The sequence below is a fragment of the Haloferax sp. Atlit-12N genome (assembly GCF_003383095.1).
Classification (GTDB): Archaea; Halobacteriota; Halobacteria; order Halobacteriales; family Haloferacaceae; genus Haloferax.
Genome location: NZ_PSYW01000001.1, coordinates 175,190 through 201,996 on the forward strand (window position 1 = coordinate 175,190; position 26,807 = coordinate 201,996).

The 26,807-nt window shown below is 67.5% G+C and carries 32 protein-coding genes and 1 tRNA gene; 11 read left to right on the forward strand and 22 right to left on the reverse strand.

The features are described from left to right. Positions 1-37 precede the first annotated feature (37 nt). Positions 38-1,804 (forward strand): ATP-binding protein, encoded by a 1,767-nt coding sequence (locus C5B90_RS00910; RefSeq protein WP_115878346.1) that lies wholly within the window; start codon positions 38-40, stop codon positions 1,802-1,804. A 51-nt stretch (positions 1,805-1,855) separates the two neighbouring features. Here the strand turns inward: C5B90_RS00910 and tpiA are convergent, their stop codons facing one another. From tpiA to C5B90_RS00970, 12 genes are all read right to left on the reverse strand, one after another. Then, positions 1,856-2,500: a triose-phosphate isomerase gene (gene tpiA, locus C5B90_RS00915; protein ID WP_004977244.1), complete on the reverse strand. Its 645-nt coding sequence runs from the start codon at positions 2,498-2,500 to the stop codon at positions 1,856-1,858. 183 nt (positions 2,501-2,683) lie between these two features. Further along, a complete protein-coding gene (locus tag C5B90_RS00920) occupies positions 2,684-3,205 on the reverse strand; it encodes a multiprotein bridging factor aMBF1 (RefSeq protein ID WP_081909201.1) in 522 nt (173 codons plus the stop codon). A gap of 105 nt (positions 3,206-3,310) precedes the next feature. Further along, on the reverse strand, positions 3,311-3,748 hold the full coding sequence (locus C5B90_RS00925; protein ID WP_115878348.1) for a hypothetical protein: 438 nt from the start codon (positions 3,746-3,748) through the stop codon (positions 3,311-3,313). A gap of 52 nt (positions 3,749-3,800) precedes the next feature. Continuing rightward, a complete protein-coding gene (locus C5B90_RS00930; RefSeq protein WP_115878350.1) occupies positions 3,801-5,186 on the reverse strand; it encodes an ATP-binding protein in 1,386 nt (461 codons plus the stop codon). Further along, positions 5,186-6,799 (reverse strand): methyl-accepting chemotaxis protein, encoded by a 1,614-nt coding sequence (locus C5B90_RS00935; RefSeq protein WP_115878352.1) that lies wholly within the window; start codon positions 6,797-6,799, stop codon positions 5,186-5,188. The genes C5B90_RS00930 and C5B90_RS00935 overlap by 1 nt, the downstream gene beginning before the upstream one ends. Before the next feature lie 295 nt (positions 6,800-7,094). Continuing rightward, positions 7,095-7,697: a CDP-alcohol phosphatidyltransferase family protein gene (locus tag C5B90_RS00940; RefSeq protein ID WP_115878354.1), complete on the reverse strand. Its 603-nt coding sequence runs from the start codon at positions 7,695-7,697 to the stop codon at positions 7,095-7,097. Further along, entirely contained in the window at positions 7,694-8,203 is a 510-nt protein-coding gene (locus C5B90_RS00945) for an adenylate kinase family protein (RefSeq protein WP_115878356.1), read from the reverse strand. The genes C5B90_RS00940 and C5B90_RS00945 overlap by 4 nt, the downstream gene beginning before the upstream one ends. Further along, complete coding sequence (hisC, locus tag C5B90_RS00950) at positions 8,200-9,285, reverse strand: histidinol-phosphate transaminase (protein WP_115878358.1); 1,086 nt, start codon at positions 9,283-9,285, stop codon at positions 8,200-8,202. The genes C5B90_RS00945 and hisC overlap by 4 nt, the downstream gene beginning before the upstream one ends. A gap of 95 nt (positions 9,286-9,380) precedes the next feature. After that, positions 9,381-10,961 carry a GMC family oxidoreductase gene (locus C5B90_RS00955; RefSeq protein WP_115878360.1) on the reverse strand — a complete coding sequence of 527 codons (1,581 nt, stop codon included), beginning with the start codon at positions 10,959-10,961 and terminating at the stop codon, positions 9,381-9,383. Beyond that, positions 10,954-11,568, reverse strand: coding sequence for a gluconate 2-dehydrogenase subunit 3 family protein (locus C5B90_RS00960; RefSeq protein ID WP_115878362.1), 615 nt, complete (start codon positions 11,566-11,568; stop codon positions 10,954-10,956). The genes C5B90_RS00955 and C5B90_RS00960 overlap by 8 nt, the downstream gene beginning before the upstream one ends. 41 nt (positions 11,569-11,609) lie before the next feature. Continuing rightward, positions 11,610-12,002 carry a DUF1648 domain-containing protein gene (locus C5B90_RS00965; RefSeq protein WP_115878364.1) on the reverse strand — a complete coding sequence of 131 codons (393 nt, stop codon included), beginning with the start codon at positions 12,000-12,002 and terminating at the stop codon, positions 11,610-11,612. 48 nt (positions 12,003-12,050) lie between these two features. Next, positions 12,051-12,782, reverse strand: coding sequence for a fumarylacetoacetate hydrolase family protein (locus C5B90_RS00970; RefSeq protein ID WP_115878366.1), 732 nt, complete (start codon positions 12,780-12,782; stop codon positions 12,051-12,053). 307 nt (positions 12,783-13,089) lie between these two features. On the opposite strand from C5B90_RS00970, the gene C5B90_RS00975 reads away from it, so the two are divergent. Together C5B90_RS00975 and C5B90_RS00980 are read left to right on the forward strand one after the other, a co-directional pair. Next, positions 13,090-13,806 carry a metal-dependent hydrolase gene (locus tag C5B90_RS00975; protein ID WP_058567354.1) on the forward strand — a complete coding sequence of 239 codons (717 nt, stop codon included), beginning with the start codon at positions 13,090-13,092 and terminating at the stop codon, positions 13,804-13,806. 103 nt (positions 13,807-13,909) lie between these two features. Continuing rightward, positions 13,910-14,308, forward strand: a complete 399-nt coding sequence (locus C5B90_RS00980; protein WP_042663791.1) for an OsmC family protein — start codon at positions 13,910-13,912, stop codon at positions 14,306-14,308. 102 nt (positions 14,309-14,410) lie between these two features. Here the strand turns inward: C5B90_RS00980 and C5B90_RS21170 are convergent, their stop codons facing one another. The 3 genes from C5B90_RS21170 to C5B90_RS00990 form a co-directional block, all read right to left on the reverse strand. Next, entirely contained in the window at positions 14,411-14,545 is a 135-nt protein-coding gene (locus tag C5B90_RS21170; RefSeq protein ID WP_004968055.1) for a hypothetical protein, read from the reverse strand. A 78-nt stretch (positions 14,546-14,623) separates the two neighbouring features. Next, positions 14,624-15,220, reverse strand: a complete 597-nt coding sequence (locus tag C5B90_RS00985; protein WP_004063616.1) for a DJ-1/PfpI family protein — start codon at positions 15,218-15,220, stop codon at positions 14,624-14,626. A 128-nt stretch (positions 15,221-15,348) separates the two neighbouring features. Continuing rightward, positions 15,349-16,131: an HAD-IIA family hydrolase gene (locus C5B90_RS00990; RefSeq protein WP_115878368.1), complete on the reverse strand. Its 783-nt coding sequence runs from the start codon at positions 16,129-16,131 to the stop codon at positions 15,349-15,351. A gap of 78 nt (positions 16,132-16,209) precedes the next feature. On the opposite strand from C5B90_RS00990, the gene C5B90_RS00995 reads away from it, so the two are divergent. The 5 genes from C5B90_RS00995 (at position 16,210) to C5B90_RS01015 (ending at position 19,912) form a co-directional block, all read left to right on the forward strand. Then, positions 16,210-16,464: a hypothetical protein gene (locus tag C5B90_RS00995; RefSeq protein ID WP_042663789.1), complete on the forward strand. Its 255-nt coding sequence runs from the start codon at positions 16,210-16,212 to the stop codon at positions 16,462-16,464. A gap of 177 nt (positions 16,465-16,641) precedes the next feature. Next, a complete protein-coding gene (locus tag C5B90_RS01000; protein ID WP_115878370.1) occupies positions 16,642-17,427 on the forward strand; it encodes a GTP cyclohydrolase III in 786 nt (261 codons plus the stop codon). Between the two features lie 3 nt (positions 17,428-17,430). Next, positions 17,431-18,429 carry a zinc-binding dehydrogenase gene (locus C5B90_RS01005; protein ID WP_115878372.1) on the forward strand — a complete coding sequence of 333 codons (999 nt, stop codon included), beginning with the start codon at positions 17,431-17,433 and terminating at the stop codon, positions 18,427-18,429. Between the two features lie 6 nt (positions 18,430-18,435). Next, the gene (locus C5B90_RS01010) at positions 18,436-18,813 is read left to right on the forward strand and encodes a 6-carboxytetrahydropterin synthase (protein ID WP_115878374.1); all 378 of its coding nucleotides are present in this window, start codon (positions 18,436-18,438) and stop codon (positions 18,811-18,813) included. Position 18,814: 1 nt separating this feature from the next. Next, positions 18,815-19,912 (forward strand): glycosyltransferase family 4 protein, encoded by a 1,098-nt coding sequence (locus C5B90_RS01015; RefSeq protein ID WP_115878376.1) that lies wholly within the window; start codon positions 18,815-18,817, stop codon positions 19,910-19,912. A 21-nt stretch (positions 19,913-19,933) separates the two neighbouring features. On the opposite strand, the gene hdrA is transcribed toward C5B90_RS01015, so the two are convergent. After that, the gene (hdrA, locus tag C5B90_RS01020) at positions 19,934-20,419 is read right to left on the reverse strand and encodes a dihydrofolate reductase HdrA (RefSeq protein ID WP_115878378.1); all 486 of its coding nucleotides are present in this window, start codon (positions 20,417-20,419) and stop codon (positions 19,934-19,936) included. Positions 20,420-20,530: 111 nt separating this feature from the next. Then, positions 20,531-20,911 carry a hypothetical protein gene (locus tag C5B90_RS01025; protein WP_115878380.1) on the reverse strand — a complete coding sequence of 127 codons (381 nt, stop codon included), beginning with the start codon at positions 20,909-20,911 and terminating at the stop codon, positions 20,531-20,533. A 104-nt stretch (positions 20,912-21,015) separates the two neighbouring features. On the opposite strand from C5B90_RS01025, the gene C5B90_RS01030 reads away from it, so the two are divergent. After that, the gene (locus tag C5B90_RS01030; RefSeq protein WP_115878382.1) at positions 21,016-21,273 is read left to right on the forward strand and encodes a hypothetical protein; all 258 of its coding nucleotides are present in this window, start codon (positions 21,016-21,018) and stop codon (positions 21,271-21,273) included. Positions 21,274-21,409: 136 nt separating this feature from the next. Here the strand turns inward: C5B90_RS01030 and C5B90_RS01035 are convergent. The 5 genes from C5B90_RS01035 to C5B90_RS01055 form a co-directional block, all read right to left on the reverse strand. Next, positions 21,410-21,586 (reverse strand) — tRNA-Trp (locus tag C5B90_RS01035). Positions 21,587-21,642: 56 nt separating this feature from the next. Beyond that, the gene (locus C5B90_RS01040) at positions 21,643-21,870 is read right to left on the reverse strand and encodes a DUF5795 family protein (protein WP_013035372.1); all 228 of its coding nucleotides are present in this window, start codon (positions 21,868-21,870) and stop codon (positions 21,643-21,645) included. Positions 21,871-21,972: 102 nt separating this feature from the next. Further along, complete coding sequence (locus C5B90_RS01045; RefSeq protein WP_058827104.1) at positions 21,973-22,359, reverse strand: secondary thiamine-phosphate synthase enzyme YjbQ; 387 nt, start codon at positions 22,357-22,359, stop codon at positions 21,973-21,975. Positions 22,360-22,401: 42 nt separating this feature from the next. Next, positions 22,402-23,301 carry a DUF5794 domain-containing protein gene (locus C5B90_RS01050; protein WP_115878383.1) on the reverse strand — a complete coding sequence of 300 codons (900 nt, stop codon included), beginning with the start codon at positions 23,299-23,301 and terminating at the stop codon, positions 22,402-22,404. 84 nt (positions 23,302-23,385) lie between these two features. Continuing rightward, positions 23,386-23,583, reverse strand: coding sequence for a hypothetical protein (locus tag C5B90_RS01055; RefSeq protein WP_013035350.1), 198 nt, complete (start codon positions 23,581-23,583; stop codon positions 23,386-23,388). A gap of 396 nt (positions 23,584-23,979) precedes the next feature. On the opposite strand from C5B90_RS01055, the gene guaB reads away from it, so the two are divergent. Both guaB and C5B90_RS01065 read left to right on the forward strand, forming a co-directional pair. After that, complete coding sequence (guaB, locus tag C5B90_RS01060) at positions 23,980-25,476, forward strand: IMP dehydrogenase (protein WP_115878385.1); 1,497 nt, start codon at positions 23,980-23,982, stop codon at positions 25,474-25,476. A 190-nt stretch (positions 25,477-25,666) separates the two neighbouring features. Continuing rightward, a complete protein-coding gene (locus C5B90_RS01065) occupies positions 25,667-26,755 on the forward strand; it encodes a TrmB family transcriptional regulator (RefSeq protein WP_115878387.1) in 1,089 nt (362 codons plus the stop codon). Positions 26,756-26,807: the final 52 nt, after the last annotated feature.

Below are 26,807 nucleotides of genomic sequence, written 5' to 3' on the forward strand. Positions count from 1 at the left end.
GAGGAACTATGGCGTCCGAGGGAGTCCACCAAACCGGATGACGGATTCGGACACGGAAACCATCTCGGTCGCCGAGATCAGCGACGGTCCAGGGGGAGAGGGAATCGAAGAACCGGGGACGACGGTCGACCTACCGGTGGTCGATATCCTCACCGGCCGGGGGTTCGTCACGGGCAAGTCCGGGTCGGGCAAGTCGAACACGGCGTCGGTCATCATCGAGAACCTGCTGTCGGCGAACTTCCCGGTGCTCATCGTCGACACGGACGGCGAGTACTACGGCCTCAAACAGGAGTTCGAACTGCTCCACGCCGGGGCCGACGACGAGTGCGACATTCAGGTGAGCCCCGAGCACGCGGAACGTCTCGCCACGCTCGCGCTCGAACAGAACGTCCCTATCATCCTCGACGTGTCCGGCTACCTCGACGACGCGGCCTCCGACGAACTGGTGACGGAGGTCGCAAAACACCTCTTTGCGAAGGAAAAGAAGCTCAAGAAGCCGTTTTTGATGCTCATCGAGGAGTGCCACGAGTACATCCCCGAGAAGGGCGGGATGGACGAGGCGGGCAAGATGCTCATCAAAATCGGAAAGCGCGGCCGCAAACACGGCCTCGGCGTCGTCGGCATCTCCCAGCGCCCCGCCGACGTAAAAAAGGACTTCATCACCCAGTGCGACTGGCTCGTCTGGCACCGCCTTACGTGGCGCAACGACACCAAGGTCGTCGGGCGAATCCTCGGCTCGGAGTACGCCGACGCCATCGAGGACATGGGCAACGGCGAGGGTTTCCTCGTCACCGATTGGTCCGAGTCAATTCGGCGCGTACAGTTCCACAAGAAACAGACGTTCGACGCGGGCGCGACGCCCGGTCTCGACGACTTCGAGCGTCCGGACCTGAAGTCCGTCGACGGCGACCTCGTCTCGGACCTCAAGGAGATTTCCGACGAGAAGGCCAGACAGGAGAGCCGCATCGCCGACCTCAGACAGGAGATAGACAAGAAGGACGCGCGGATTCGACAGCTCGAACGCGAGTTAGAGGAGGCACGCGACCTCTCTCGGATGGCCGACCAGTTCGCGCAGGCGATGTTCCAGAAGGCGGAAGCGCCCTACCGCGGCGGCGACGGCCGTAATCTCAACCGACCCACGGAAAAGCAGGCCGCGCTCGGCGAGTACAACGAGGCCACCGACGGCGACGTGGCGGACGCGGCGGCCGACGCCGCCGCAGATGCCGGCGATACGACCGATAACGCCGGCGACACACCGCCTCGGCGACCGCTCGAAGCGCCGTCGGGCCCGCCGTGGCCGACGCACGGACTGCTCTCCGAGGGCGACGAGGCGGAGGCCAACGGCGCGGGCGGCGCGGGCGGCGCGGGCGCTGCGGCCCCACCGGCCGACGACGAGTCGTGGATGGCGGCCGCCGAGATGGGCGACTTCGAGCCGGCGGAACTCCATCCCGCGCCGGGTGCCGAGAGCCGTCGCGACGTGGTCGACCGCATGACGGCCATCGTGAACGCGCTAGGAGACGTGCACCACGGAATGCTCGCGCACTACCGGGAGCGCGGCATCTCCGACCCGCTCGCCGCCCACGTCGCCGCGGGCGAGACAGGCGACCAGCATCTCGCCTACGGGCGGAACCGGTCGCTCCGCCGGGCGGGCTTCATCCGTCACGCCGGCCGCGGGAAGTACGAGTACGCGCTGCCGGACCTCGTGAGCGACGAGTACGCGGACCTCTTGGGCGACGACGAACTCCGGGAGACGGTCGCGGCTATCGAGGCGTCGTTCGTCGAAGAAGAAGCCGACGGCGAGTAGACGCGAGACGCGGGCCGTCGGCCGGAGTCAGAGCGGTTTTTTTCGACGCGCTTACAGTCCGGAGACGAGGTCTTCGAGCGCCGCGCGCGGGTCGTCGGCTTTGGCGACGCCGGAGGCGAGCAGGATGCCGGACGCGCCGAGTTCCTCGGCGGTCACCACGTCGTCGCCGGTCGAGATGCCCGCGCCGCAGTAGACATCAACGTCGTCGTCGACGTTGGCCGCGGCGTCGACGGCGTCGGTGACGATGCCGGGGTCGGCCGTCGCGACGGAGACGTCGCCGCCGATGAGTTCCGGCGGCTCGACGGCGACCGAGTCGGGGCCGAGCGCGGAGACCGCGCCGATTTGGGCGGGGTTGTTGGCGCAGACGCAGGTTTCGAGGTCCGCTCGCTCGGCGGCCTGTACGGAGCCGTCGATGTCGGCGAGCTTCAGGCGCTTTTCGGAGTGGTTGATGAGCGTGCCGACCGCGCCGGCCTCGGCGACGGCCTCGGCGAGGGTGCTGCCGGTGTGGCTGCCGTGACCGTTCGGGTCGACGTGCTGGGCCCACGTCTCGACGCCGGTGTCGGCGACGCGGGAGATGTCGGCCGCCTGCGGGGAGACGGCGATGCGGACGCCGGACTCCTCGGCCACGTCGCGCGCGGCGGTGGCGACTTCGATCGGGTCACACGGGTACGCCTTGAGATTGACTAGGATGAACACAGTCGAAGTCGGGTCCGGCGAGACTAATAAATTGGTTTTCGGGGCCGCGATTGCCACGAGACGGCGTCTCGCGGGCGGAAAATCGTGATAAACGGAACGGAGGATTCGGTCGCGCGGTCCCCGCGACGGGTCGTCGGCATCGGCGTCGGAATCGGCGTCGTCGGTCGCGGGGGACGGGCCGCGTCAGTCCTTACGCTTGACCACGTCGCCGAGGGTGGTCGTCGTGGAGCCGCCACCGGACCACTCGGAGTCGTCGTCGCTCTCGCCTTCGACCAGCGAGATGTCGAGCTTGCGCTCGATTTTCTTCCGGACCGAGTCCGGCGGCATGATGTCGCCGCGTTCGAGCTTGCGGATGAGGCTCGCCTTCTCGTTGAGCGACTGGGCGAGCTCTTCTTGGCTCATTCCGCGGGACTCCCGCGCCTGCCGGATGCGGTCGTCGTAGTCGGTCGCGATTTCGTCCATGTCGTCGAACATGTCGCGGCGGCGCCGCTTCGACGACGAGGAAGAAGACGACCCCGAGGAGCGAGAGGAGTTCGAGCCCGACGAGGAGGACGTGGAGTACTTCGTGCTCGCGCTGGAAGTCGACTCGGTGCGGACCTCCGTGCCGAACTCGGCGCAGTCGTCACACAGCTGCAGTTCTGCGCCTTCGACCTTCACAGTCTTCAGAGAGGCTTGGTCGGAGCCGCACATCTCGCACTGAGGCATACACTCACGTACCCGCCCGCCGCGTATAAAAGGCACGCCACCGGCCACCGAATCGCTCGGGGCAGGGTCGTGATGGAACCGGGCCCGGAACGCGGCCCCTCCGCCTTACTGGCGTCCGAGACGCTGCCGAACCTGCTGTCGGAGCGGGTCCGTGACGACCCGGTGTCCCCGTCGGTAAACGACGAGGTACGAGACGGGGAGCGCCGCGGCGAACGCGACGATAAGCCCGAGCCCCTGCGTGAACGGGTCGGGCGGGAGCGTGAACGCGCCGGCGACGTACGAGGTGACACCGGCGAGCATCACGGCGAGTGCGGCACGCTCGGTCCTCGACGGCGGTCGGCGTCTCGACGTTCCGCTGACGAACAACAGCAGGTACGCGACCAGTCCGACCGGAACGAAGGCGACGAGCGCCCCGAGGAGGTTCGGGAACCCGTGACCGCGGGCGGCGGCGTTCTGCGACACCCAAAGCGACGTGGCGACGAGGACGACGACCGGAACGAAAAACAGCGTCGCCTCTGCCGGCGACGGAACAATGGAGGGCACTAATCGCTGTTCTTCGTGTCAGACTAAATTACTTTTGGGGACGAACCGGTCGCTACCGACTCCCGTCCGCCAGCGGAAGCGTCAGTTGGACGGTGCTCCACCCGTCGCGTCGGTCGTAGTCGACCCGCCCGCCCGCGGATTCGACCACCCACTTGACGACCCACAGCCCCAGCCCGGAGCCGTGGCTGAGTTGCGTGATGTCCTCGTCGCCGAAGACGGCCGCCCACTCGATTTCGGGGATGCCGTCGCCGTCGTCGCTGACGCGGAGTGTCGCGTCGTTCTCGCACCGCTTCGCCTCGATGCGGACCGTCACGTCCTCGGGCGTGTGTTCGAGCGCGTTCTCCACGACGTTGGCGAGCGCCTGCGCGAGTTTCGGCCCGACTGAGACCGGAAGCGACGGCGGGAGGTCGAGGTCGAACGTCGCCGCGGGGAATCGGGTGCGCCGCGGCTCGACGACGGCGCGGACCGTCTCGGTCGCATCGACCACCTCGTCGGGCCGCTGGTCGTCGAGGACGGCGGCCGCGGTTCGGGCCTTCTCGCTGACCCGCAGGAGTTTCTCGGTGTGCACGGCGATGCGCCCGGCCGCGTGGTCGACGCTCGGGTCGGCCGTCGCCTCGCGTATCTCCTCGGCCATGCCGAGGACGACGTTCATCTCGTTTCGGAGGTTGTGTCTGAGGACGCGCTGAAGCACCTGTAAGTGCTCTCTGGCCCGGCGCTGACCGGTGATGTCTGAGTAGATGGAAAAACCGTACTGCCTCCCGTCGCCGCGGCTGTAGGGGATACCGCGGTAGAGGAACTCCCGTCTCCCCCACGCGGTCTGGCGGGTGACGATAGCGTGATTGGCCTTGCCGTCGGCGGTCCGCTGGTCGAAGTCGACCGCCTCGTCGTCGGCGTTCGGCGGGACGATGAAGTCGTTGAGCGACTCGCCGCGCACCTCGGCCGCGTCGTAGCCGAAGACGGCCTCGAACCCCGGATTGACCGACCGGATAATCGGTTCGACGCCGACGATTTCGAACTCGATGACCGCGTCGTCGACGAGGTCGAACAGGTGGTCGAAACGGTCCCGCTCGGTGTGCAGTCGCGCGGCCGCCGGCTCCGACGGTTCGCGGCAGACCCCCCCGGCGACCCGTCCCGCGCCGGTGTCGTCGCTGTCGGTGTCGTCGTCGCGTCCGGGATACGGGGTGAACTCGACGAGAACGTCGTCGCCTCCCATCGCCGCCCTGCCATCGACGCCCGAGAGCCGACAGCGACACTGATGGCTCTCCCACACGTCCACCGCTCGCGTGGCGTCGAGCGCGGCGCGGACGTCCGGCCAGTCCTCGGCGACGACGAAGTCAGAGAGCGGACGCCCACGGAGCGTCGCGGCGTCCGCGCCGAGGTGCGCCGCGAACCCGTCGCTCGCGCGTGCCACGGCCCCCGCCGCGTCGAGGACGAACATCACTCGACGAGCGTCGCGTACGGCGGTCGGTCCCGGGTTCGGAGTCGGCGGGTCGCCTCGGAGACGCCGGCCGGTGCGGTCGTGAGTTCGACGCGCTGTGCCGCGCCGTCGCGGGACGCCCTGAGGACGTAGTCCGCCGCGCCCGTGTAGAACGCGCCGAACTGCGCTTCGACGGACGACCCGTCGACGACGTTGAGGACGGTGTCGTCGTCGCCGAGGACGCCGTCGTCGTTCGCGTAGCGGGCCTCCCGTGCGGCCGACTCGCCCATGACGGCGATTTCGCCCGCGATGTTGCCGATGACGAACAGTCGGTCGGAGCGCCGCTCGGCGGTCGTCCGGTTGACCGCGTCCAAGGGTCTGCGGTCGAGGTCGAACACGTTGTACTCCGTCCGCCACTCGCCGAACGCGTCGAGGACGAACAGCCGGTCGCCGTCAAGCGCGTCCGCGAACGAGAGGCCGACCGCGTCGAGAGCAGCCGCGAGCGTCCGTCGGTCGAGCGAGGACGGCGGCGTAATCGACACGGCGTACCCCGCGTCGAGCGCCGCGGCGGCCAGTTGCGCGACGAGCCCGTCGACCGCCACCTCCCCGTCGTGTTGGACGACGGCGCGACTGCCGACGGCGAACCCGCCGCCGCAGAGGTCGTCGAGTCCGTCGACGCCAGTCGGGATTCGCTCTGTGTCCGCGATTCGCTCGGACCGCGACTGCGACGCGGAGTCGAGCGCGCCGCTGATTTCTCGGAGCATCGTCGTCTGCTCCGCGCGCGCCCCGCGAATCGTCTCCACGTCGTCTTCGATGTGGTCTGCGCCCTCGGCGACGCGCTCGATGCGCGCCGCGACCGCCTCGGTCGTCTTGGCCTGCTGGTCGGTCGCTTCGGAGACTGACTTCGTCCCGTTCGCCGTCTCCTCGACGGCCTCGGTGACGGCGTCGAGGCTCTGCATGGTCTCTTCGACCTGCTCGGTCCCGCGGTCGATCTCCGAAACGACGGCTTCGAGGTGGTCGACCGTCTCGTCGGTCTCCTCGCGGACCGTCCCGAGCACGGCGTCGATTTCGTCCGCCTCCTCGGCGAGCGTCTTCACCTCGTCGGCGACGACAGCGAAGCCGTCGCCCTCCTCGCCCGCGCGGGCGGCCTCGATGGAGGCGTTGAGCGCGAGCAGGTTCGTCTGCGCGGCGATGTCGTCGATGCCGGCCAGCGCGTCGGCGACGCTGTCGACGCGCGCGCGGAACGCCTCGACTTCGTCGGCCACCGCGGTGCTGACGGCGCGAACGTCCTCCATCACCTCGATGGCCTCGCGCGCCGACGACCGGCCCTCGGCGGCCCGTTCGGCGGCCCGCTCCGACCGGTCGCTGACCTCGGTCGCGGTCGCCGCTATCTCCTCGACGGTCGCCGAGAGGTCCGACACGTCGTCGACGGCCGCCGCCGCGTCGTCGGCCTGCGTCTCGGTCCGGCGGGATATCCCGTCGAGTTGACCGTCGACGGTGCTCGAAATCTCGCGCACCACGTCCAGCGCGCCCTTCGCGTTGGCGACCATCGCGTCGTCGCCCGCGGCGTCGGTCCTCCCGGGGCGTTTCGGGTCGGGCCCCACGTTGAGGCCGCCGTCTTCCGAGCGCGTCACGGCCGGACACGCTCCAGATTCAAAACTGAACATAACCGAAGCCGACGCTGGAATCGTAGCCTATTCAGGCGTTGTATGGTGTAATTCAGAATCATTTGAAGATGGTAACTGGTGATAATCTCAATCATATAAATCTGGTTCACCGGGCAAGATCCACACTCGGTACTGGGGGGAGAGTACTTGCGTGCGAGTGAACACGGACCCCCGAAACGAATCGAAAGAGAGTGTAGACGCGACCGGTTCGGGGGGTCGGCCGGGTCGGTTCTGGTTGTCGAGTCGGGCGACGCCGGTCAGGTCAGGTCAGGTCGCTCCACGCGCCCCAGAAACGCTGGACCGCGGTGAGGTGGCCGACGACGGCGAAGAACACGAGGAGCCAGCCGACGAGCGTGAACCCGCCGAGCGTGCCGGTGTAGACGGCGGACGCGAGGCCGACGAGACCCATGAGCGCCAGTCGGTCGGCACGCCCGACGAGACCGCCGTAGGCGCGGCCGAGCCCGACCGCCTGAATCTGCGTGCCGAGGTAGGAGGTCATGAGGACGCCCGTGACGGCGGCGAGGCCCAGCGCGAACGAGTCGATACCGGCGGCGAGACCGACGATGACGACGATGTCGGCGTAGCGGTCGAGCACGTGGTCCAGCAGGTCGCCGGCCTTCGAGGAGACCCCCTGCTCGCGGGCGAGCGCGCCGTCCACGAGGTCGAGCCAGCCGTTACAGAAGACGAACACCGCGCCGAGGCCGTACCAAACCGGGTCGGCGAGGCCGAAGGCGACGCCGGCGGCGACGGCGAACCCGAAGGCGACGACGCTCACGCCGTTCGGCGAGAGGCCGGCGGCGTCGGCGACCGAGACGAACGGGGCGAGCAGCTTGTCGGCGGTGTCGCGGTACTGGTCGAGCGTCATAGGTAGTCGATGAAGTCGACGGTCCCCGCCGAGGGTTCGCGCTCGCCCGTGACGACCGCCGCGATGTCGTCGGCGACGGCGTCGGGGTCGCGCTCGGTCGTGTCGATTTCGTACACCGACTCCTCGCCGTGGAACTCGACGGCCTCGCCGAGAATCACGTCCAGCGCCTCGGACTCGCGGTTCTCGCGCGCCTTCGTCTCGGCTTCGCCGCGGTCGAGGAGGCGCTGTTCGAGGATGTCGGGTCGACAGCGAAGCACGACCACGCGGTCGGCCTCGAAGTGGTGTGCGAGGTGGCTCTCGACGATGCCGTCCCAGTCGCCGAGTTCGTCGCGGGCGGCGTCGAGGTCGACGACGAGCGTGTCGCGCTCCTCGTCGCGCTCGGTCCAGAGGCCTTCGTCTTTCACGAGTCGGTTGAGGTGGACCACGTCGAGGTCGAGGTCGTCGGCGACGCGCTCGGTGGCGGTGGTCTTTCCGGTGCCGGGGGTGCCGGTGACGACGACTCTCACGCCGGCGGCACCTCCGAGACGATGCGGTTGAGCACGTCCACGGCGCGCTTGGTCTGTGCTTCGGTGCCGCAGGAGACGCGGATGCACTCCGGCAGGCCGAAACTCCCACAGTCGCGGACGATGACGCCCTCGCGCTGGGCGGCCTCAGTAACGGCGGTGGCGTCGGCCACTTCGACGAGGACGAAGTTGCCCTCGCTTTCCCACGTCGGCGCGTCGAGGTGTTCGCGGAGGTACTCGCGGGACCACCGGGCCGACTCGACGGATTTCTCGACGTGTTCCTCGTCGTCGAGCGCGGCGAGCGCGGCGCGGCAGGCGACCTCGCTGGCGGCGAACGGCGTGTTCACGCGGGCGTAGGCGTCGGCCCACGCCTCGGGGACGCAAGCGTAGCCGATGCGGAGGCCGGCCAGCCCGTAGGCCTTCGAGAACGTCCGCAGGACCGCGATGTTGTCGTACTCCGAGAGGAGGTCGATGGCCGACGGTTCCTCGGCGAACTCGCCGTAGGCCTCGTCGACGACGAGGAGCGTGTGGTCCTCGACCGACTCGGCGAGCTCGACGAGTTCGTCCCGCGGGAGCACGGAGCCGGTGGGGTTGTGCGGCGTCGTGAGGTAGACCATGCGCTCGCCGTCGTAGGCGTCGAGGACGAGGTCGGCGGTCTGTTCGAAGTTGTCGCCCTTCGACACCTCGTACTGGACGGCGTCGCCGTGGTGGTACTGGGCGCTCATCGAGTAGTACGAAAAGCCGGGCGACGGTTCGAGAATCCGGTCGTCCGGTTCGAGCATCGCGCGGGTCAGGTAGTCGATAGAGCCGTCCGCGCCGGGCGACACCCACACCTGTTCGGCTTCGAGGCCCCACTTGTCGGCGAGGCGTTCGGTCAGGTCCGTGTGGGCCGTCTTCGGGTAGACGCTCACGGTCGGCGCGGCGTCTTCGATGGCGGCGACCGCCTTCGGACTCGGGCCGTGGGGGTTCTCGTTCGAGGAGAGTTTCGTCAGGTCCTCGGGGTCCATCCCGAGTTCGCGGGCGACCTCCTCTGTCCCGCGGCCGGGTACGTAGGGAGCGTGCGCGGAGAGGTCCCGTGGTTGCATGGTCGGAAAATGCGGGTCGCGGTTCTTAAGCGTGCGTACTCCGGATCGGACGAGGCGGCAGGGAAGCCGGGTTGGAGACGCGACTCCGACGGGCGCTACCCGAGTTCGGCCCGAAGCGACTCGGCGAGTCGAAGCGAGAGCGCCGCGATGGTGAGCGTCGGGTTCATCGCGCCGCCGGTCGGGAAGACGCTCGACCCCGAAATCCAGAGGTTGTCGAGGTCGTGGGCGCGGCACTCGGCGTCTACGACGCTCGACTCGGGGTCGTCGCCCATCCGCGTCGTCCCCATGTGATGGTACGCGGGGCCGGTCTCGTCGGGGCCGACGGTCCAGCGGCCCTCGACGCCGAGTTCGTCCAGCACGCGCGCCTGAATCTCGTTGGCCCGCGAGAGCGCGGCCTCCGTCTGTTCGTCGACGGACCAGTGTATCTCGGGGACGGGGTCGCCGAGGTCGTCGGTCGTCTCCCGGTCGAGGCCGACGTAGTTGTCCTCGCGGGGGAGCTGTTCGACCAGCGCGCCCATGGACACGTGCGTGCCGTAGCGCTCGTCCAACTGGTCGAGCAGGTCGTCGCCCCACGTGTCGGCGTGGAGGGCGTCGATGACCGGCGACGGGCCGGCGTAGTTGAGAAACTCCAGTTTGAGGCCGTTGACCGGGTCGGCGTCGTCGTAGAACTGGTGGCACTCGCTGGTGTTGAAGCCGACGTGGTTCTGTCGCGTGGGGCGGTCGAGGCGGCCGCCCATCCCGGCGAACAGGTGGTCCATGAAGTACCGACCGACGGCACCCGAGGAGTTAGCGAGACCGTCGGGGTAGCGGTCGGAGTCGGACAGCAACAGCAGTCTGACGTTCTCGACGCCGCCGCAGGCGAGGACGAACTGGGTCGCCTCCTGCCTGTGGGTCTCGCCGTCGGGGGTCGTGTAGGCGGCGGCGACGACGCGCTCGCCCGCCTCGTCGTGTTCGAGTCGCCGGACTCGCGCGCGGTCGATGACCCGTGCCCCCGCGGATTCGGCCTTTTCGACGTGGGACTCGGCGGTGTACTTCGCGCCGGAGGGACAGACCGGCTTGCACGTCCCGTAACCGACGCAGGGCGACCGGTCGTCGTACGGTTCGGAGTTGCGGGCGTTGCCCACGGAGTGCATGTCGATGCCGAGGCGCTTGCAGGCCTCGGCGAAGATGGAATCCGAGTGCGACGGCCGGAAGGCGGGAAGCGGGTAGGGCTCGTCCCGCGGCGGCGCGTAGGGGTTGTCGTCCGCGCCCGCGACGCCAAACTCGCGTTCCGCGGCGGCGTAGTACGGCCGGAGGTCGTCGTAGCCGATTGGCCAGTCGGCTCCGACGCCGTGTCTGGAGTCGAGTTCGAAGTCGCGCTCGTGGAGGCGCATCACCATCCCCTGCCAGTGGAGCGTCGACCCGCCGACGCCCTTCACGCGGGCGGCGTTCAGCGGGTAGAACGACTCGCCCGAGGAGGAAAACGCGTCCCGCGGGCCGCCCATCTCCCACGGGCCGCCGAGGCCGGGACGGACGTGCTGTTCCAGTTGCTCCCGCCTGTTGCCGTCGAACCGCGGCCCGGCTTCGAGGACGACGACTGTCGCTCCCGACTCGGCGAGTCGGTGGGCGACGAGGCCGCCGGCGGGCCCGGCGCCGACGATGCACACGTCGGCGTCGGCGACGGGGATTCTATCCATCGCCCTCACCCCCGGAGTCGGTCGTCTCGGGGTCGTCCATCGTCGCCCGCCGGTAGCTCTCGGCCCCGCCGGGGTGGCCGATAGGGTTCTCGATGCCGACGAGGCGGCCGCCGGTCGGCGAGGCGTAGAAGGCGTAGAGCAGTTCGTTCACGACGTGAAATCGGAGGCGCTCGGAGAGCGTCCCGTCCGGAATCGGGTCGGCCGCGTCGACGCCGAGTTCGCGGAGCAGGCGGTCGCGGTCGCCTTCGGGAAGTTCGGCGAAGGCCGCACCCTCCCAGTCGCGGCCGATGTCGTCCAACTCGGTCGCGGCGTCGACCATCGCGGTCCGCCGCGAGTCGTCTCTCGCGCGCCCGACGACGTAGGTCTCGACGAACTCCGAGACGCCCTCGGCCGCGCTCGGGTAGACGACCTCGGCCGCGGCGACCATCGTCTCGCGCACCGCGGTCGGCGGGGTGTCGTCGCCGTCCGCTCCGTCCGCACCAGTCGACTCACCTGCCTCGTCGGTCGAATCGGCGGTCGGCGGGTCGAACTGCGTCAGCGACACGGCCCCACCGGTGACGCCGAGACCGGCGAGCACGGTCAGCGCGTCCCGTCGCGTCAGTCGCATTCGGCGGGAATTAGGCCAGCCTAATTATAGGGTTTGTCCTCTCAGCCCGCGCGGTCGAGGACGACGGCGACGACGCCGAACGTGACGACCGCCGGGAGGACCGCGACGAACATGTCGAACCGCGCCCCGAGGTTGTATGCGAGGACGAGCGCCTGCACGTACGCGAGGAACGTCGCCAGTATCGAGTCAAAGACGGGCGGGACGTTGGTTCCGCTTCCCGCAGCCCCGGCGAACCGGGTGACGAGGAGCGCGCCGAGGCCGATGACCGGGATGAGAAGCACGCCGAGCGGGGCGGCGACGAAAGAGTCGGGGTCGCCGCCGACGCCGAAGTGAATCGCAACCGAGGAGGGAAGTCGGGGGAGGGCCGCGACGCCCGCGACGGCGCTGAGTGCGAGTATCGCGACGCCGACGAGTGTCAATCGGGGGACACGCATACGGCCGGGTTGTGACTCGGCGATGAAAAAACGGGATGTCGGTCGCGCTCAGTCCTGTCGCACGTCGTGTTCGAGGACGCCGACGCCCTCGACTTCGACCGCGACGCGGTCGCCGTCTTCCAGCGGGCCGACGCCCTCGGGCGTTCCGGTCGAGATGATGTCGCCGGCTTCGAGCGTCATGTAGGACGTGATTTCAGCGACGAGGTCGGGAATCGAGAAGATGAGGTGTTCGATGCTGGAGTCCTGTCGCGTCTCGCCGTTCACGCGCAACGAGATGCTCGCGTCGTCGGGGAGGTGGTCGGGGTCGGCGAGGACCGGACCGAGCGGGGCAGAGCCGTCGAACGCCTTCCCGCGGACCCAGTTCGTCTCGATGTCCTGGTCGTCGCGGTTGGACACGTCGTTCATGACGGTGTAGCCCGCGATGACACCTTCGGCGTCCTCGGCCGCGACGTTCCGGCACTGCTCGCCGATGACGACCGCGAGTTCGGCCTCGTGTTCGACGTTCTTCTTGCCCGCGGGGAGCGTCACGGTGTCGCCGTGGCCGGCGACCGCGTTCGGCGGCTTGAGGAACAAAAGCGGCCGGTCGGGGACCTCCTCGTCGCGCTCCTCGGCGTGCTTGGCGTAGTTGCGGCCGATACAGACGATTTTCGACGGCTCGCACGGCGGGAGCACGTCGACCTCGTCGAGGTCGTAGTTCTCGCCGCCGAAAGAGACCGAATCGCCGTGCCACTCGCCGGTTCGAACTGCGCCCGCGGGGTCGCGGAATCGGACGTGATGCATGCCCCACGCGTCGGCGGGGGGCGTGATAGGCTTTTACATCGCGCGGGTCGCCCGGTGACGTGGGACATTCTTGCACGATTCTCATCGCTTTTGTGGCCGTGGGATGACGGACGTGTATCGGCCGTCCCGGACAGTTCGTTCGAGTGGACTCGGGCGGCCGATTCTGCTGTCGAATTCGAGACGAGAGCGACTGTGCCGTCTCCCTAGCCGTCGCCGCGACTCACCGATGAGGGGGACCGCCGAAAAGCGGTCACACCGCCCCCTGCGAATAGCTTTTTGTGTATTTCGCCTGTAACAACCGAGTGCTATGGAACTCACCTGGCACGGTCACTCGACGTGGTACGTCACGGTCGGAGACACCTCGCTTCTCATCGACCCGTTCTTCGACAACCCCGCCACGTCTCTCGACCCGAGCGACGTGGAGACTCCCGACTACGTCCTGCTCACCCACGGGCACGCGGACCACATCGCCCACGCAGGCGAGTTCGACGGCGCGACGGTCGTCGGCACGCCCGAACTCACCGGCTACGTCGAAGCCGAGATGGGCGTCGACGAGACCATCGGCATGAACATCGGCGGGACGGTCGAACTCGGCGACGCGTTCGTCACGATGGTCCGCGCCGACCATACCAACGGCATCAACACCGGCTACGAGCACGAGGCCGGGATGCCCGGCGGCTACATGATTAGCGACACGCTGCCGACACAGGAGTCCGACGCCGACTCCACGACGTTCTATCACGCGGGCGACACGGGACTCATGACCGACATGCGCGAGATTTTCGGCGCGTACTTCGAACCCGACGCGGCCGCGCTCCCGGTCGGTGACCACTACACGATGGGTCCGTGGCAGGGCGCTATCGCCGCCGACTGGCTCGGCGTCGACCACGTGTTCCCGATGCACTACAACACGTTCCCAGCTATCGAAATCGACGTGCGCGACTTCGAGCGCGAGGTGAAAGCCGCCGGCAGTCAGGCCGAGGTTCACGCCCTCGACGGCGACGAGTCGTTCACCCTCGAATAGCCTCTCACCTCGCTCGGTGACGACCCGTTTCGGGTCGTCGCTTGTGCACACCGTTGTCCTATTGAGGAACTTTTAGGGTCGGTCGCTCCGTTCCTCGGAATGAATGTCCGACATCCAGACCTCTACTGTCAGCGAGGAAGGGTACGCATGCACGAGCCAGGTCGGCGACTTCGACCTCCAGATCGACGCCACCGACGAGACGGGTCCGAACCCGAACGCCGCGCTCGTCGCGACGTACGCCTCCTGTTTCCTCCCCGCCTTCCGCGTCGGCGGTCAGAAGACGGGCTTCGACGACCTCGGTAAGGTCCAGATCGACGCCGACGCCGACCTCGACGACGGCGACGACCTCACGAGCATCAGCTTCGACGTCTACGTGGAGTCCGACCTCTCGGACGACGAGTTCGCCGAAATCACGGAACTCGCCGAGGACATCTGCCACGTCCACGACGCGCTCCGCGACGAGCTGCAGGCCGACGTGACCGTCGTCGGCGACGCGTTCTAAGCGTCGCTCGCCACTCGCGCCGACACACACTCGCATTCTTTTCACAGAAATCGAAGCCGCCAGCGACGGGTGTCGCGGCGGACTCGGAGACGCCCCGCCGGGTCAGTAGCGGCGCTTCTTATAGCTTCGAAGACTCATAGCCTCGCCTTCCACGATGATAACCTCGCGGTCTTGGGGGTCCGATTCGACGACGTCGTCGACCTGTTCGCGGAAGTACGGGCTGTTCGGCTCTTCCATACCACTCCCTTCGTCGCCCCTAATAAAAATCTTTGTCAGACATTCTCACACGCGATATCGTGTGAGCGGCTCGGCGAATCAGTCGTCCGCGGCCGCTGCGGCCGGTTCGTGGCTGATTTCGGTGCCGAGTACGTCGAGGAACGCCGCCAGCCACTCGGGGTGGTCCGGCCACGCCTGCCCGGTGACGAGGTTGCCGTCGACGGTCACCTCGTCGACCCACGAGCAACCCGCGCGCTCGACTTCCGCGCGAACGGCGGGATAGGCGGTCATCTCGTAGCCGTCGAGGACGCCCGCGGCGGCGAGAATCTGCGGGCCGTGGCAGATTGCGGCGACCGGCTTCCCCTCGTCGAAGAAGTGCCGGACGGCGTCCAGCACTTCGTCGTAGCCGCGGAGATACTCCGGTGCGCGGCCGCCGGGGACGACGAGCGCGTCGTAGTCCGCGGGGTCGATATCGGCGAACGTCGCGTTCAGCGCGAAGTCGTGGCCACGGGTCTCCAGATACGTCTGGTCGCCGCGGAAGTCGTGGACGGCGGTCTTACACCGGTCGCCGTCCTCTTTTTCGGGACACACCGCGTGGACCTCGTGACCCACCATCTGTAGTGCCTGGAACGGTACCATAATCTCGTAGTCCTCGACGAAGTCGCCGGCGAGGAGCAGAATCTTCTTTCCGGACATGGGCATCACCCGGTCGGTAGTTGTCGCGTCAGAACGATAATGATTGTGCAGGCGGGGTTATCGGCGGCTCGGAAGTCGACTCTCAACCACTTTCGCGGCCGAGAACGGCTATTTCGAGAGGATGTAACCTATTTCGAGAGGATGCGACCGATGTCGCCGAGGCCGTCGAGGACGTGGTCGGGTTCGTACTCGCTCGCCGCGAGGGCCGCGTCGTCGGTCACGCCGGTTCGGACGAGCGCGGTCCCCATGCCCGCGTCGAGGCCGAACGCGATGTCGGTGTCGAGGCGGTCGCCGACGATGAGCACCTCCTCGGGCGGCAGGCCCAACTTGTCGAGGACGTACTCCTGGGCGACCTTCGAGGGTTTGCCGAGAATCGCGTCGGGGTCGCGCTCGGCGACGCCCGCGACGGCGTTGATAATCGCGCCCGACCCGGGGATATCGCCGTCGGCGGTCGGGATGATGACGTCGGGGTCGGTGCCGTAGAAGGCGGCCCCGGAGCGAAGCGCGCGGTTGGCGTCGCGGAGGTCGTCGTAGTGGAACTCGCGGTCGATGGCGACGACGACGACTTCGGGGTCGTCGGTGGAGCCGACGAGTTCGAGGCCGGCGTCGCGGAGTTGGTCGCGGAAGCCCGCCTCGCCGACGCAGAACGTCCGCGCGCCGGGATGTCGGTCGGCGAGGTACGCCGTGGTGGTCGTGCCGGAGGTTACCACCTCGTCGGCGGTCGCGTCGATGCCGGCCCCGCGGAGCCGCGCCTCGTAGGCGACGGGGGCCTTCGTCGGGTTGTTCGAGACGAACAGTCGGTCGAGCCCGGCGGCGTCGACGGCGGCGAGCCCGTCGAGCGCGCCCGGAATCGCTTCGTCACCGCGGACCACGGTCCCGTCGACGTCGAGAACGACACCTCGGTAGTTCATCGTCCTCGGTAGGGAGCCGGGGCTGTTGAACGTTCGCCCGAGAGAACCATTATGTTCATTGGTGACATATGTCGTCGTATGGGTGTCTCTTCGAAGCGGTTGGTCGGGTGGCTTCGCGGGCCGGCGACCGGCAACAGCGCCATGGGCGTGTACGGCCTCGTGACCGCGATGGTCGCGCTGTTTTTGACCTACTCCATCGTGGCCACGTTCTCCGTCGTCCTCCCGCTGTTGTCGACGACGGCCATCGTCCTCACGGCGCTCGCCGTGTGGGTGCTGACGTGGGCGGTCCTCGACGTGGTCGCCAGCCGGACGATTCGCGATTCGTCGGCCTGAGGGCTCTCACCCTCGCCGTCGTGGGCCTCATCGCCGTCAGCGAGCGCGGCGTGGCGCGTCCACGCTGGCGGTGAGCATGCCGCAAGCGTTGCGAGCGTCGGGTGCGTCGGTTCCGAGGTTGCGGCGGGACCGTCACAGAACCAAAGACCAATATGCGCGTCGCCCTACTCGTCTACCGTGACGAACACGCAGCTGACACTCGTCCAAATCGACAACTACGGGCCGTGGACGGTCACTCCGGACCCGCGGCGGGAGATGGACCTCCAGACGCTCCAGTCGCGGCTCTTCGCCGACTTGGCCCAGTTCGTCGGCTCTCGCGACGGGTACGCGTTTTTTACCCGGTTCGACAACATGGTCGCGGTCACGAACGGGCTCGACCGCGACGACCACGAACTGCTGCAGGAGTCTATCGGAAACCGCTATCCCGTAACGCTCAGTCTCGGTATCGGCGCCGACCGGTCGCCTGCAGTCGCGCTCGAACGCGCCACCGACCGCATCCAGCGCGCCGGCAGCGCGCAGGACGGCGACCGCCGCGAGGTGCTCTCCGGTGAGACCCTCGCGGACGCCGACCGCTCGGACACCGACCTCCAAATCGCGCACTTCGACGTGAACGACGCGACGGGCAAGTACACCGACCGCCTCAACGAGTTCGACACGTTCATCCACATCGAACAGGGCTACGCGTCGCTCATGCGCCACCTGCGCGAGGAACACGGTGCGCTGTCGTTCTTCGTCGGCGGCGACAACATCATCTCGGTCACGCCCGACCTCACCGAAGACCAGTACCGTAACGCCATCGACCACGTCGAGGCCGAGGCGGACGTGGAACTCAAAGTCGGCGTCGGCACGGCTTCGAACGCCCACGAGGCCGGCTTCGCGGCCAAGCACGCGCTCGAAGACTGCCGCCACCGCGGCACGACCGTCGAGTTCGCCGACGCGGCCGTCGAGACCGCAGACGACTGAACGATGGAGGGTCGCGCGGTCTACTTCGTGGCCCCCGAACGCGTCGAGGTCCGCGACCGCGACGTGCCCGCTCCCGGCCCCGGTGAGGTTCGCGTCCGCACCCTGACCTCCGCCGTGAGTTCCGGCACCGAGCGACTCGTCTACCGCGGCGAGGCCCCGACCGACCTCGCCGCCGACGAGTCCATCGCGGCGCTCGACGGCGACCTCTCGTTTCCGCTCCGCTACGGCTACGCCGCCGTCGGCGAAATCGAGGCCGTCGGCGACGACGTGCCCGGCTCGCGGCTCGGAAGCCGCGTCTTCGCGTTCAACCCCCACGAGAGCCGATTTCTGGCGTCCCCCTCGGAACTCATCTCCATCCCCGACGACGTGACCGACGAGCGCGCCGCGCTCTTGCCGACGATGGAGACCGCGCTCAACTTCGTGATGGACGGACGGCCGCTCATCGGCGAGCACGTCGTCGTCTTCGGACAGGGCGTCGTCGGCCTCGTGACCACCGCGCTCCTCGCGCAGTTCCCGCTCGGGAGCCTGACCGCGGTCGACTGCGTGGCCGAGCGCCGGGCCATCGCCGAGGCGCTCGGTGCCGACGAGGCCGTCCATCCCGAGTCGCTGGACGCGCCCGCCGACGGGGCCGACCTGACGCTCGAACTCTCGGGCGACCCCGACGCCCTCGACGACGCCCTGTCGGTGACGCGGTACGACGGCCGGGTCGTCGTCGGGTCGTGGTACGGAACCAAGCCCGCCACCCTCGACCTCGGCGGGCGGTTCCACCGCTCGCGCATCAGCGTCGAGAGCAGTCAAGTCAGCACCATCGACCCCGACCTCCGGGGGCGCTGGGACGCCGACCGCCGCTTTTCCTTGGCGTGGGACCACCTCGAAGACCTCCCGCTGGACCCGCTCGTGACCCACCGAATGGGTGTCGAGTCCGCCGCGCGCGCCTACCGACTCCTCGAAGACGCCCCCGACGAGGCCGTCCAAATCCTCTTTACCTACCGGAACGCTTGACAGTTCATGTACCGCGTCTCGGTTCGCAGGGACCTCATCGCCCAGCACTACCTGACGGTTCCGAACCCCGGACCGGAAGGTGAGCTTCACTCCCACGCGTTCACCGTCGAGGTCGAACTCTCGGGCCCGGAACTCGACGAGTACGGCTATCTCGTCGATATCGACGACGTAAAGGCCGCGCTGGACGCGACGCTGTCTCGCTACCGCGACGAGACCATGAACGAACTCGTCGAGTTCGCCGGGCAGAACCCGAGCGTCGAGCGGTTCGCCCGCGAGGTGTGCGAACAGTTCGTCGAGGCGGCGTCACTTGAGGCGCCCCAGCACGTCTCCGTTCGCATCTGGGAGGACGACGTCGCGAGCGCGACCTACGAGACGCCGCTCTGACGTGCGGGTCGGAATCGTCGTCTACGGCCCGCTCGACGCCCGTTCGGGCGGCTATCGCTACGACTCAGAACTCGTCGATGGGCTCCGCGCCGCCGGCGACGACGTGACCGTCGTCTCGCTCCCCGAGCGGTCGTACCGAAAGCGACTCCGAGACAACGTCTCCGCCGCGCGTCGCCTCCGCGGCCTCGACGTGGACGTGCTCTTGCAAGACGAACTGTGTCACCCCTCGCTCGCCGGCACGAACGCCGCGCTCGACGACGACATCCCGGTCGTCTCTGTCGTCCACCACCTCAACTCGCTGGAACAGTTCCGTGCGTGGCGACGACACGCCAGACGCGCCGTCGAGAGTCGGTATCTCCGCTCCGCGGACGCGTTCGTGTTCAACAGCGAGACGACGAAAGAGACGGTCGCGGCCGTCACCGACCCCGAACCGAGCGTCGTGGCGTACCCCGCCGGCGACCGCTTTTCGTCGTTCGGCGCGCCCCTCGGCGACGACGAGATACGGGCGCGAGCCACCGACGGGCCGCTCCGGGTCGTCACGGTCTGCAACCTCGAACCGCGGAAGAACGTCGACGGCCTGCTCCGTGGCCTCTCCCGCGTCTGCGGCGACTGGGAGTTGAGGGTCGTCGGTGCGGCGGTCGACACCGACTACGCCGACTCCCTTTCAGACCTCGCCGTCGCCCGCGGCATCGACGACCGCGTGACTTTCGCGGGCCGGCTTTCGGACGCCGACCTCGCCGCGACGCTCCGGGAGTCGCACCTGTTCGCGCTCCCCTCACACTACGAGGGGTTCGGCATCGCGGCGGTCGAGGCGATGGGGTTCGGCCTGCCGGCGCTCGTCTCGTCGGCCGGCGGCGCGAGCGAACTCGTCACGCACCGCGAGGACGGCTTCCTCGTCGACCCGACGGACTCGGCCGAAATCACCGACGCCGTGGCTCCGCTGTGTCGGAACCGTCGACGACTGCAGTCGCTCTCGCTTTCCGCCCGCGACCGTTTTCTCGCGCACCCGACGTGGGACGAGACGGCGGCGACGGTTCGCTCGTTCCTGTTGGACCTCGTCGATGCCGACAACACGGGGTCGTCCCCGAACCGGAAGTAGCCGCGGGTCGCCGCTGCGGTCTCAGTCGCGGGCGACGCGGACCCACTCTTGGAGCGTGAAGCCCTCGTAGTCGGTCTCCGAGTCGAGTTCCCACTCGTCGTCGTCCCACTCGGGGTAGAACGTGTCGCCCTCGTACTCGCCGGGAACGCGACTCAGCATCATCCGGTCGAGGTGTGGTTGGAACAGCGCGTAGATGGCGGCCCCGCCGATGACGTAAGCGGTCTCCGCGCCCAGCGATTCCGCGATTTCGACCGCCTCCTCGACGCTCGCCGCGCGGTGAGCCGTGTCGACCGAAAACGACCGCTCGCTTCGGCTCATGACGATTTGGGCGCTCCCCGGCAGGTCGTCGAGCATCGACTCGAACGTCGTCCGGCCGAGCACCACCGGGTCGTCGGCGATGCGGTTTCGGTACTGCTCCTTGTCGGCGGGGATGCTCGGCCACGGGAGTTCGCCGTCGCGGCCGATGACACGGTTCTCGGCGAGCGCGGCGACAGAGACGAGTTCCATCACTCTCACGTCGGGCGCGCGCGAGAAAATCGTTGTGCAGCGCGGTCATCGTCCCGGGTCGTCCCGGGTCGTCCCGGGTCGTCGGACCGTCGACGACCAACGGGCCGACGCTCAGCCGCTCCGGTCGACGATTCGCCGACAGTCCTCGATGAACTGGAGGAGGTCCGTCCCGGCGTCGGTCCCGATGCTGATGATGATTCGCTCCGCCCCGGAGAAAGGAAACTGCAGGACGAACGCGTTCTCGTAGTAGTGGACGACGGCGCGGCGTTCACCGATGGGATGGGTGTCGATTCCGGTGGTCGAAAACGGCGTCTCGACGCGGAGGTCGGAGACGACTTCAGTCAACGTTCCTTTCGTGTATTGCTCCGAGAGGTCGTCGCGGAGATACTCCAGTTCGTACCCGTCGTCGTCGGCGATGACTACCGTCCGGAGTCCGTCGCCGAGTCGCCTGCTGAGGTACTCGGCGAGTCGGCGCGCTGTGTCCCGTACCATACCGCGCCGTCGCTCCAAGCGCCTATAGTTTATTGGTATCTTTGTGGTATTCTCTCCGACCCGAACGCCAATAGTTTTCAAACGAGCGACAACAACTGCGGGGTATGGAGAAGCAACCGCGGGACGTCCGGCGCGACGGTGCGCTAGTCCTCCTCGGATTCGCGGGGTTGGTCGCGCTCCGGGTGTTGGTCCCCCCGGACTCGGTCACGGGCGTTGCCGAGGTGTTTCGGGGGGCCCTCTTCGGCGGGTCCGTCTCGGTGATGGCGGCGGGCGTCTTCCGCGTGCCCGACGAGCAGGCGTTTCGGTTGACGGCCGCGGTGGCCGCGGGGTTCGCGCTGGGCACCCTCGAATTTCTACTGTGAGGGCGGTTTCGTGGCTCTCGCGGAAGAACTCTGGTGGAGAATCGCTCACGGAGAACGCACCTCCCGGTTTTTGCTAAACCGGCGATTCAGCGCCTCTGCTACTAAATAAAACCCTACGAAAGGATTAAGGTTAGAATGGGGCCGGAGGGATTTGAACCCCCGATCGACTGATATCTCCGGTGGGCACCTCGGAACTCCAGAGGGTCGTCAACACGACCGATGATCAGTCGGCCGCTCAGTATATCAGCTGGAGTGTCGTCCCGGGCGCCAAGCCTCTGGAGTCAGTCGCCATGCCGGGCTTGGCCACAGCCCCGATTCGTGCTGTCTGCACTCTCTCGTATGGCGATTTTTCTTAAAGGGGTTTCGATTCTACTCGTCGCGGTCGTCGTCGGCCCAGTCGCACTCCTGACACTTGTAGGCCGTCACGAACTCCGTCACGCTCGGCATGTAGCCCACCTGGATGACGTTCTCGCCGCACTCCGGGCAGTCGAAGTCGGCGTCCTGAATCGGCTCGGCGTCCATCGGGCGCTCACCCTCGACGAGTTCGGCGAGCGTCTCGGGCGTGACCATCCGTCCTTGTACGACGCGGTTGCTCATACCCGTGCAACCGTCCCGAAGTAAGTAAGCCCTCCGCCAGCGGTCGGCCTCGCCCACGGTTTCGATGCACTCGGCGTCCGCGAGGCCGCACCGCAGACCGGTTCAGGGCGTCGCCACCGTCACGGTCCGGGTGCGCGGGCCGTCGCACTCCACGAGGAGGACGGACTGCCACCGACCGAGGTCGAGGTCGCCGCTCGCGACCGGTATCGAGACGCCGTTGCCGACGAGGAGTGCCCGGAGGTGCGAGTCGGCGTTGCCGTCGAGTTCGTCGTGGTCCCAGCCGTCGTCGGGGACCGCCTCGGCGAGCATCGACTCGATATCACCGAGCAGTCGGGGTTCGGCCTCGTTGACACAGACGCCGGCGGTGGTGTGTTTCGAGAAAACCGTACAGACGCCGTCGGAGTCGGCGGGTATCGCGTCCGCGACTTCGTCCGTCACGTCGATGACCTGAAGCCGGCGCTCGGTTCGAACGTCGAAGGTCCGTCGCATGCGACGGGGTTCGTCGGCTGGGAGAAAAAGTCGCCCGGCGGGTTACAGCCAGGGCGCGCGGGACTCCTCTTCGCCGGGGTAGCCGTACCCCGGTTCGGAGTCGTCGTCGGTGTCGTTCGCGTCTCCGTCGACCAACGCCTCGTAGTCCTCTGACGACTCGACGTCGTCGCCGCCGTCTGCGACCGGCCCGGCCGCGGCCGCGCCGTTCGCGTTCGGCGTGGCCGATTCGGAGTCGGACGCGTCGTCGACGAACTCGTCGAGGTCCGCGTCGTCGGAGCCGGGGTCGAACGCGAACAGCGCGGTGACGCCGAGGACGCCGAGGGCGACGGGGGCCTGCGTCGGCATCAGGCCGAGCACTTCGAGCGCCAGCATGCCGAGGGCGACCGAGCTACCGAAGCGGAACAGGTCGATGTCGACGTTGCCGCGGAGCCGCGGGGCGAACAGCGCGATGGCACCGGCGAAGCCGACGCCCGTGCCGGCCGCTGCGCCGGCGCTGAGCAGGCGCATCGGGTCGGGGGTGACGATGAGTTCGAAGCCGGAGGGCTCGAAGCTCGCGACGAGGCCGAGGCCGATGATGATGCTCGGCGAGGGGAGATACTCACCGACCTTCGAGGACGCCGTCTTCGCCGCCACGGCCAGGATGACGAGGCCGGCGAAGCGGTGGAACACCTCGAAGTTCAGGAGCGTCTCGATGGTCTCCGCGACGGCGGCCTCGGCGACCGCGACCGGGATGAGCAGCACGCCGAGCAGGAGGATAGACGTGAGCTGTTCGCGGCGCGTGCCGTCCATCTCGGCGAGGATGACCGCGACCGTCGCGGAGCCGCCGAAGATGAGCAGGCCGGTCTGGAGGATGCCCGTGACCGAGGGGTCGCCCGTGGCGGTCGTCAGCGCCCCCGCGATGATGAGCGCTGGGAAGATGCCGTCGATGAGGGGAAGCCCCATGACGGTTGCGAGCAGACGGGTGGCACCCCCTACCTGTTGCTCGAGGCGAAGGGCGACCGGGTGGCGTGAGACACTCATTCGATGTTACTGGCCGTCACCATGGCCCAAGCGGCGATACGAACGCAATTCGGACAGGGGCGTGCTGGCGCTCTGCACGCGAAGCCCATTTCGTCCGAAATTGAACTCCCGTTTAAATGTCTGCCACATCGCTGTAAAGAGAATGCCGGAGTCGGAGGTCGTTTGACCGGCAATGCGCGATGCGGCGGGACACGTGGAGTCCATACAGGATTACATTAGGACAGGAGTATTAAACGTTGTGTGGGATACGACCGCATGGGACACAGGTATTTCTGGCTCGCTTATAAAAGTCACTGAAGATTCGTCGGATATGAGTTGAAATCTCGAAGATACTGTGTTACAAGTTCATGAATATGGTGATTATTCACGACGGTCTTGCGGTTCGGTACTCCGTGACGAGGGGACGAACGCCCTCGAGTGGTCGCGGCCGACGGCGTCCGTCGCACGCGGGTGTCGTCACGTGTTCTGGTGGTCGTCTCGGTCCGCCGGCGATGCGAAGAATACTCACGCACATGTATAAATCCCCGAACTGGTTTGCGATACATCGACACGCCCGTGCTATCTCGCAACCCTTTTGTCGTCGCCGCAACCACGCTTGATATGGCGAACGACGTTCCTGACCGAGAACCCTTCACCGAGAAGCTACGGGTGCCCGAATCCCTCACATTCGACGACGTGCTGCTCCGCCCGATGGAGAGCCGCGTCGAACCCGACGACGCCGACGTGTCGACGCGCGTCTCGAAGAACGTCGAACTCAACATTCCCATCCTCTCCGCGGCGATGGACACCGTCACCGAGAGCGGGATGGCTATCGGGATGGCCCGCGAGGGCGGTCTCGGCGTGCTCCACCGCAATATGAACGCCGAGCAGATGGTCCGCGAAATCGAGCGCGTCAAGCGCGCCGACGAGCTCGTCATCCGCCGCGAAGACGTGGTCACGGCCAACCCCGGCCAGACCATCAGCGAGGTCGACGAGATGATGGAGCGCGCCGGCGTCTCGGGCGCGCCCGTCGTCGACGACGACGACGTGGTCCTCGGCATCATCTCCGGCACCGACATCCGCCCGTACCTCGAAGTCGGCGAGTCCGACAAGGTCAGCGAGGCCATGACCGACGAGGTCATCACGGCCGAGCGCGACGTGACCGCCCGCGACGCGCTCGAACTCATGTACGACCACAAGATAGAGCGCGTCCCCATCATCGACGACAAGAGCCACCTCGTCGGCCTCGTGACGATGCAGGGTATTCTCCAGCGCCGCGAGTACGAGAACGCCGCCCGCGACGACGACGGCCGCCTCGTCTGCGGCGTTGCGGTCGGTCCGTTCGACGACGAGCGCGCGCAGATGGCCGACGACGCCGGCGTTGACGTCATCTTCATCGACTGCGCCCACGCGCACAACCTCAACGTCATCGACACCGCCCGCGACATCAAGGAGTCCGTCGAGGCGGACGTCGTCGTCGGGAACGTCGGCACGCGCGAGGCCGCGGCCGAACTCGTCGACTTCGCGGACGGCATCAAGGTCGGCATCGGCCCCGGTTCCATCTGTACGACCCGCGTCGTCTCCGGCTCCGGCATGCCTCAGATTTCGGCCGTCGCGGAGGTCGCCGACGTCGCCGCCGAGTACGATATCCCCGTCATCGCCGACGGCGGCATCCGCTACTCCGGCGACGCCATCAAGGCGGTCGCCGCCGGAGCCGACGCCGTCATGCTCGGTTCCTACTTCGCCGGCACCGACGAGGCTCCCGGCCGCGTCATCACGATGAACGGCAAGAAGTACAAGCAGTACCGCGGCATGGGCTCCGTCGGCGCGATGCAGTCCGGCGGTGCCGACCGCTACCTCAAGGAGGACAACGAGGACGAGGAGTACGTCCCCGAGGGCGTCGAGGCCGCGACGCCGTACAAGGGCTCGCTCGCGTCCGAGCTTCACCAGCTCGTCGGCGGCATGCAGTCCGGCATGGGCTACGTCGGCGCCGAGACCATCCCCGAGGTCAAAGAGCGCGCCCGCTTCGTCCGCGTCTCCGCCGCCGGCCAGACCGAGGGTCACCCCCACGACGTGATGATTACCGACGAAGCGCCGAACTACAGCCCGAGCGAGTAACGCGTTCTCCCACTCCCCGGTTTCGTCCCGCCCGAATTAGTTCCCGACGCGCCCCGCTTTGCCGGTCGCCACTCCGCTGTTCTTTCTCTCGCCGCACGCTCCGACTCCGTCTGCGGCCTCCTACCTGTCACGCGAGCGTGACGAGGACATGGGATAATTAATACGGATGTATGTCGTGCATCTACAAGCGATGGATACCGCGGAGCTACGGACCGCACTTCGGAACGCCGGGTTGTCACAGTATCAGGCGGAGGCTTACGTCGCGCTGCTGCAGCTCGGCGCGGCGAGTGCGACCGAACTCGCCGATGCCTGCGCCGTGCCGACCGCCCGTATCTACGATGTTCTCCGCGACCTCGAGGCCAAAGGCTACATCGAGACCTACGAACAGGACAGTTTGCACGCGCGGGCGTGCGACCCGAAGTCGGTGATGGAGGACCTCAAGAGCCGCGCCGTCCAACTCGACGAGGCGGCGGAAGAAATCGAGACGCGCTGGCAGCAGCCCGCGGTCGACCGACACATGTTGAGCATCGTCAAGCGCTTCGAGACGGTGTTCAACCGAGCGGAGGAGATGATTCGGGAGGCGGACGGCGAGGTACAACTGTCCGTCACCCCCGAGCAGTTCGACGAACTCAAGCCGGCGCTCTCGGAGGCGTACGAGAACGGCGCGCTGGTGAAGGTCGTGTTGCACCCCGAGCGGACCGACGAACTCGAACCGCTCGCAGAACAGGAGTACGAGGAGGTCGCCACGGAGGTCAGACACCGCACCCTCCCGACGCCGTTCGTCGCTATCGTCGACCGGACCGGAGCGTGTTTCGCGCCGCACGACAGCTCGATGAACCAGTACGGCGTCCTCGTCGACGACTACACGCTGGCGTACGTCTTCCACTGGTACTTCCAGACGGCGCTGTGGGAGGTCTGGGAAGTCGTCTACGACGCACAGACGGACGAACCCCCGTTCGTGTACTCAGACATCAGACACTTCGTACAGGACACGGAGCCACTCATCCGCGACGGAAAGCGCATCGTCGCCCACATCAAGGGGTACGAGACCGACGAGCGTGACCCGGTCGAGTTCACCGGCGAGGTGACAGACCTGTACTACACGGCGGTCTCCGCGCCGACTGACACGCTGTCGTTTTCCGAACTCGCGGGACAGGTCTGTCTGACCGTCGAGACCGACGAGGGAACCTACACCGTCGGCGGGTGGGGCGCGGTCTTGGAGGACGTCGAGGCGAACCGAATCACCGTCGAAGAGATATCAGAGACATCTGACAGGTGAAATCTGTTCGATTCGCCGGAATGTATAACAACTCCGGGGGGCAATTAGTGCG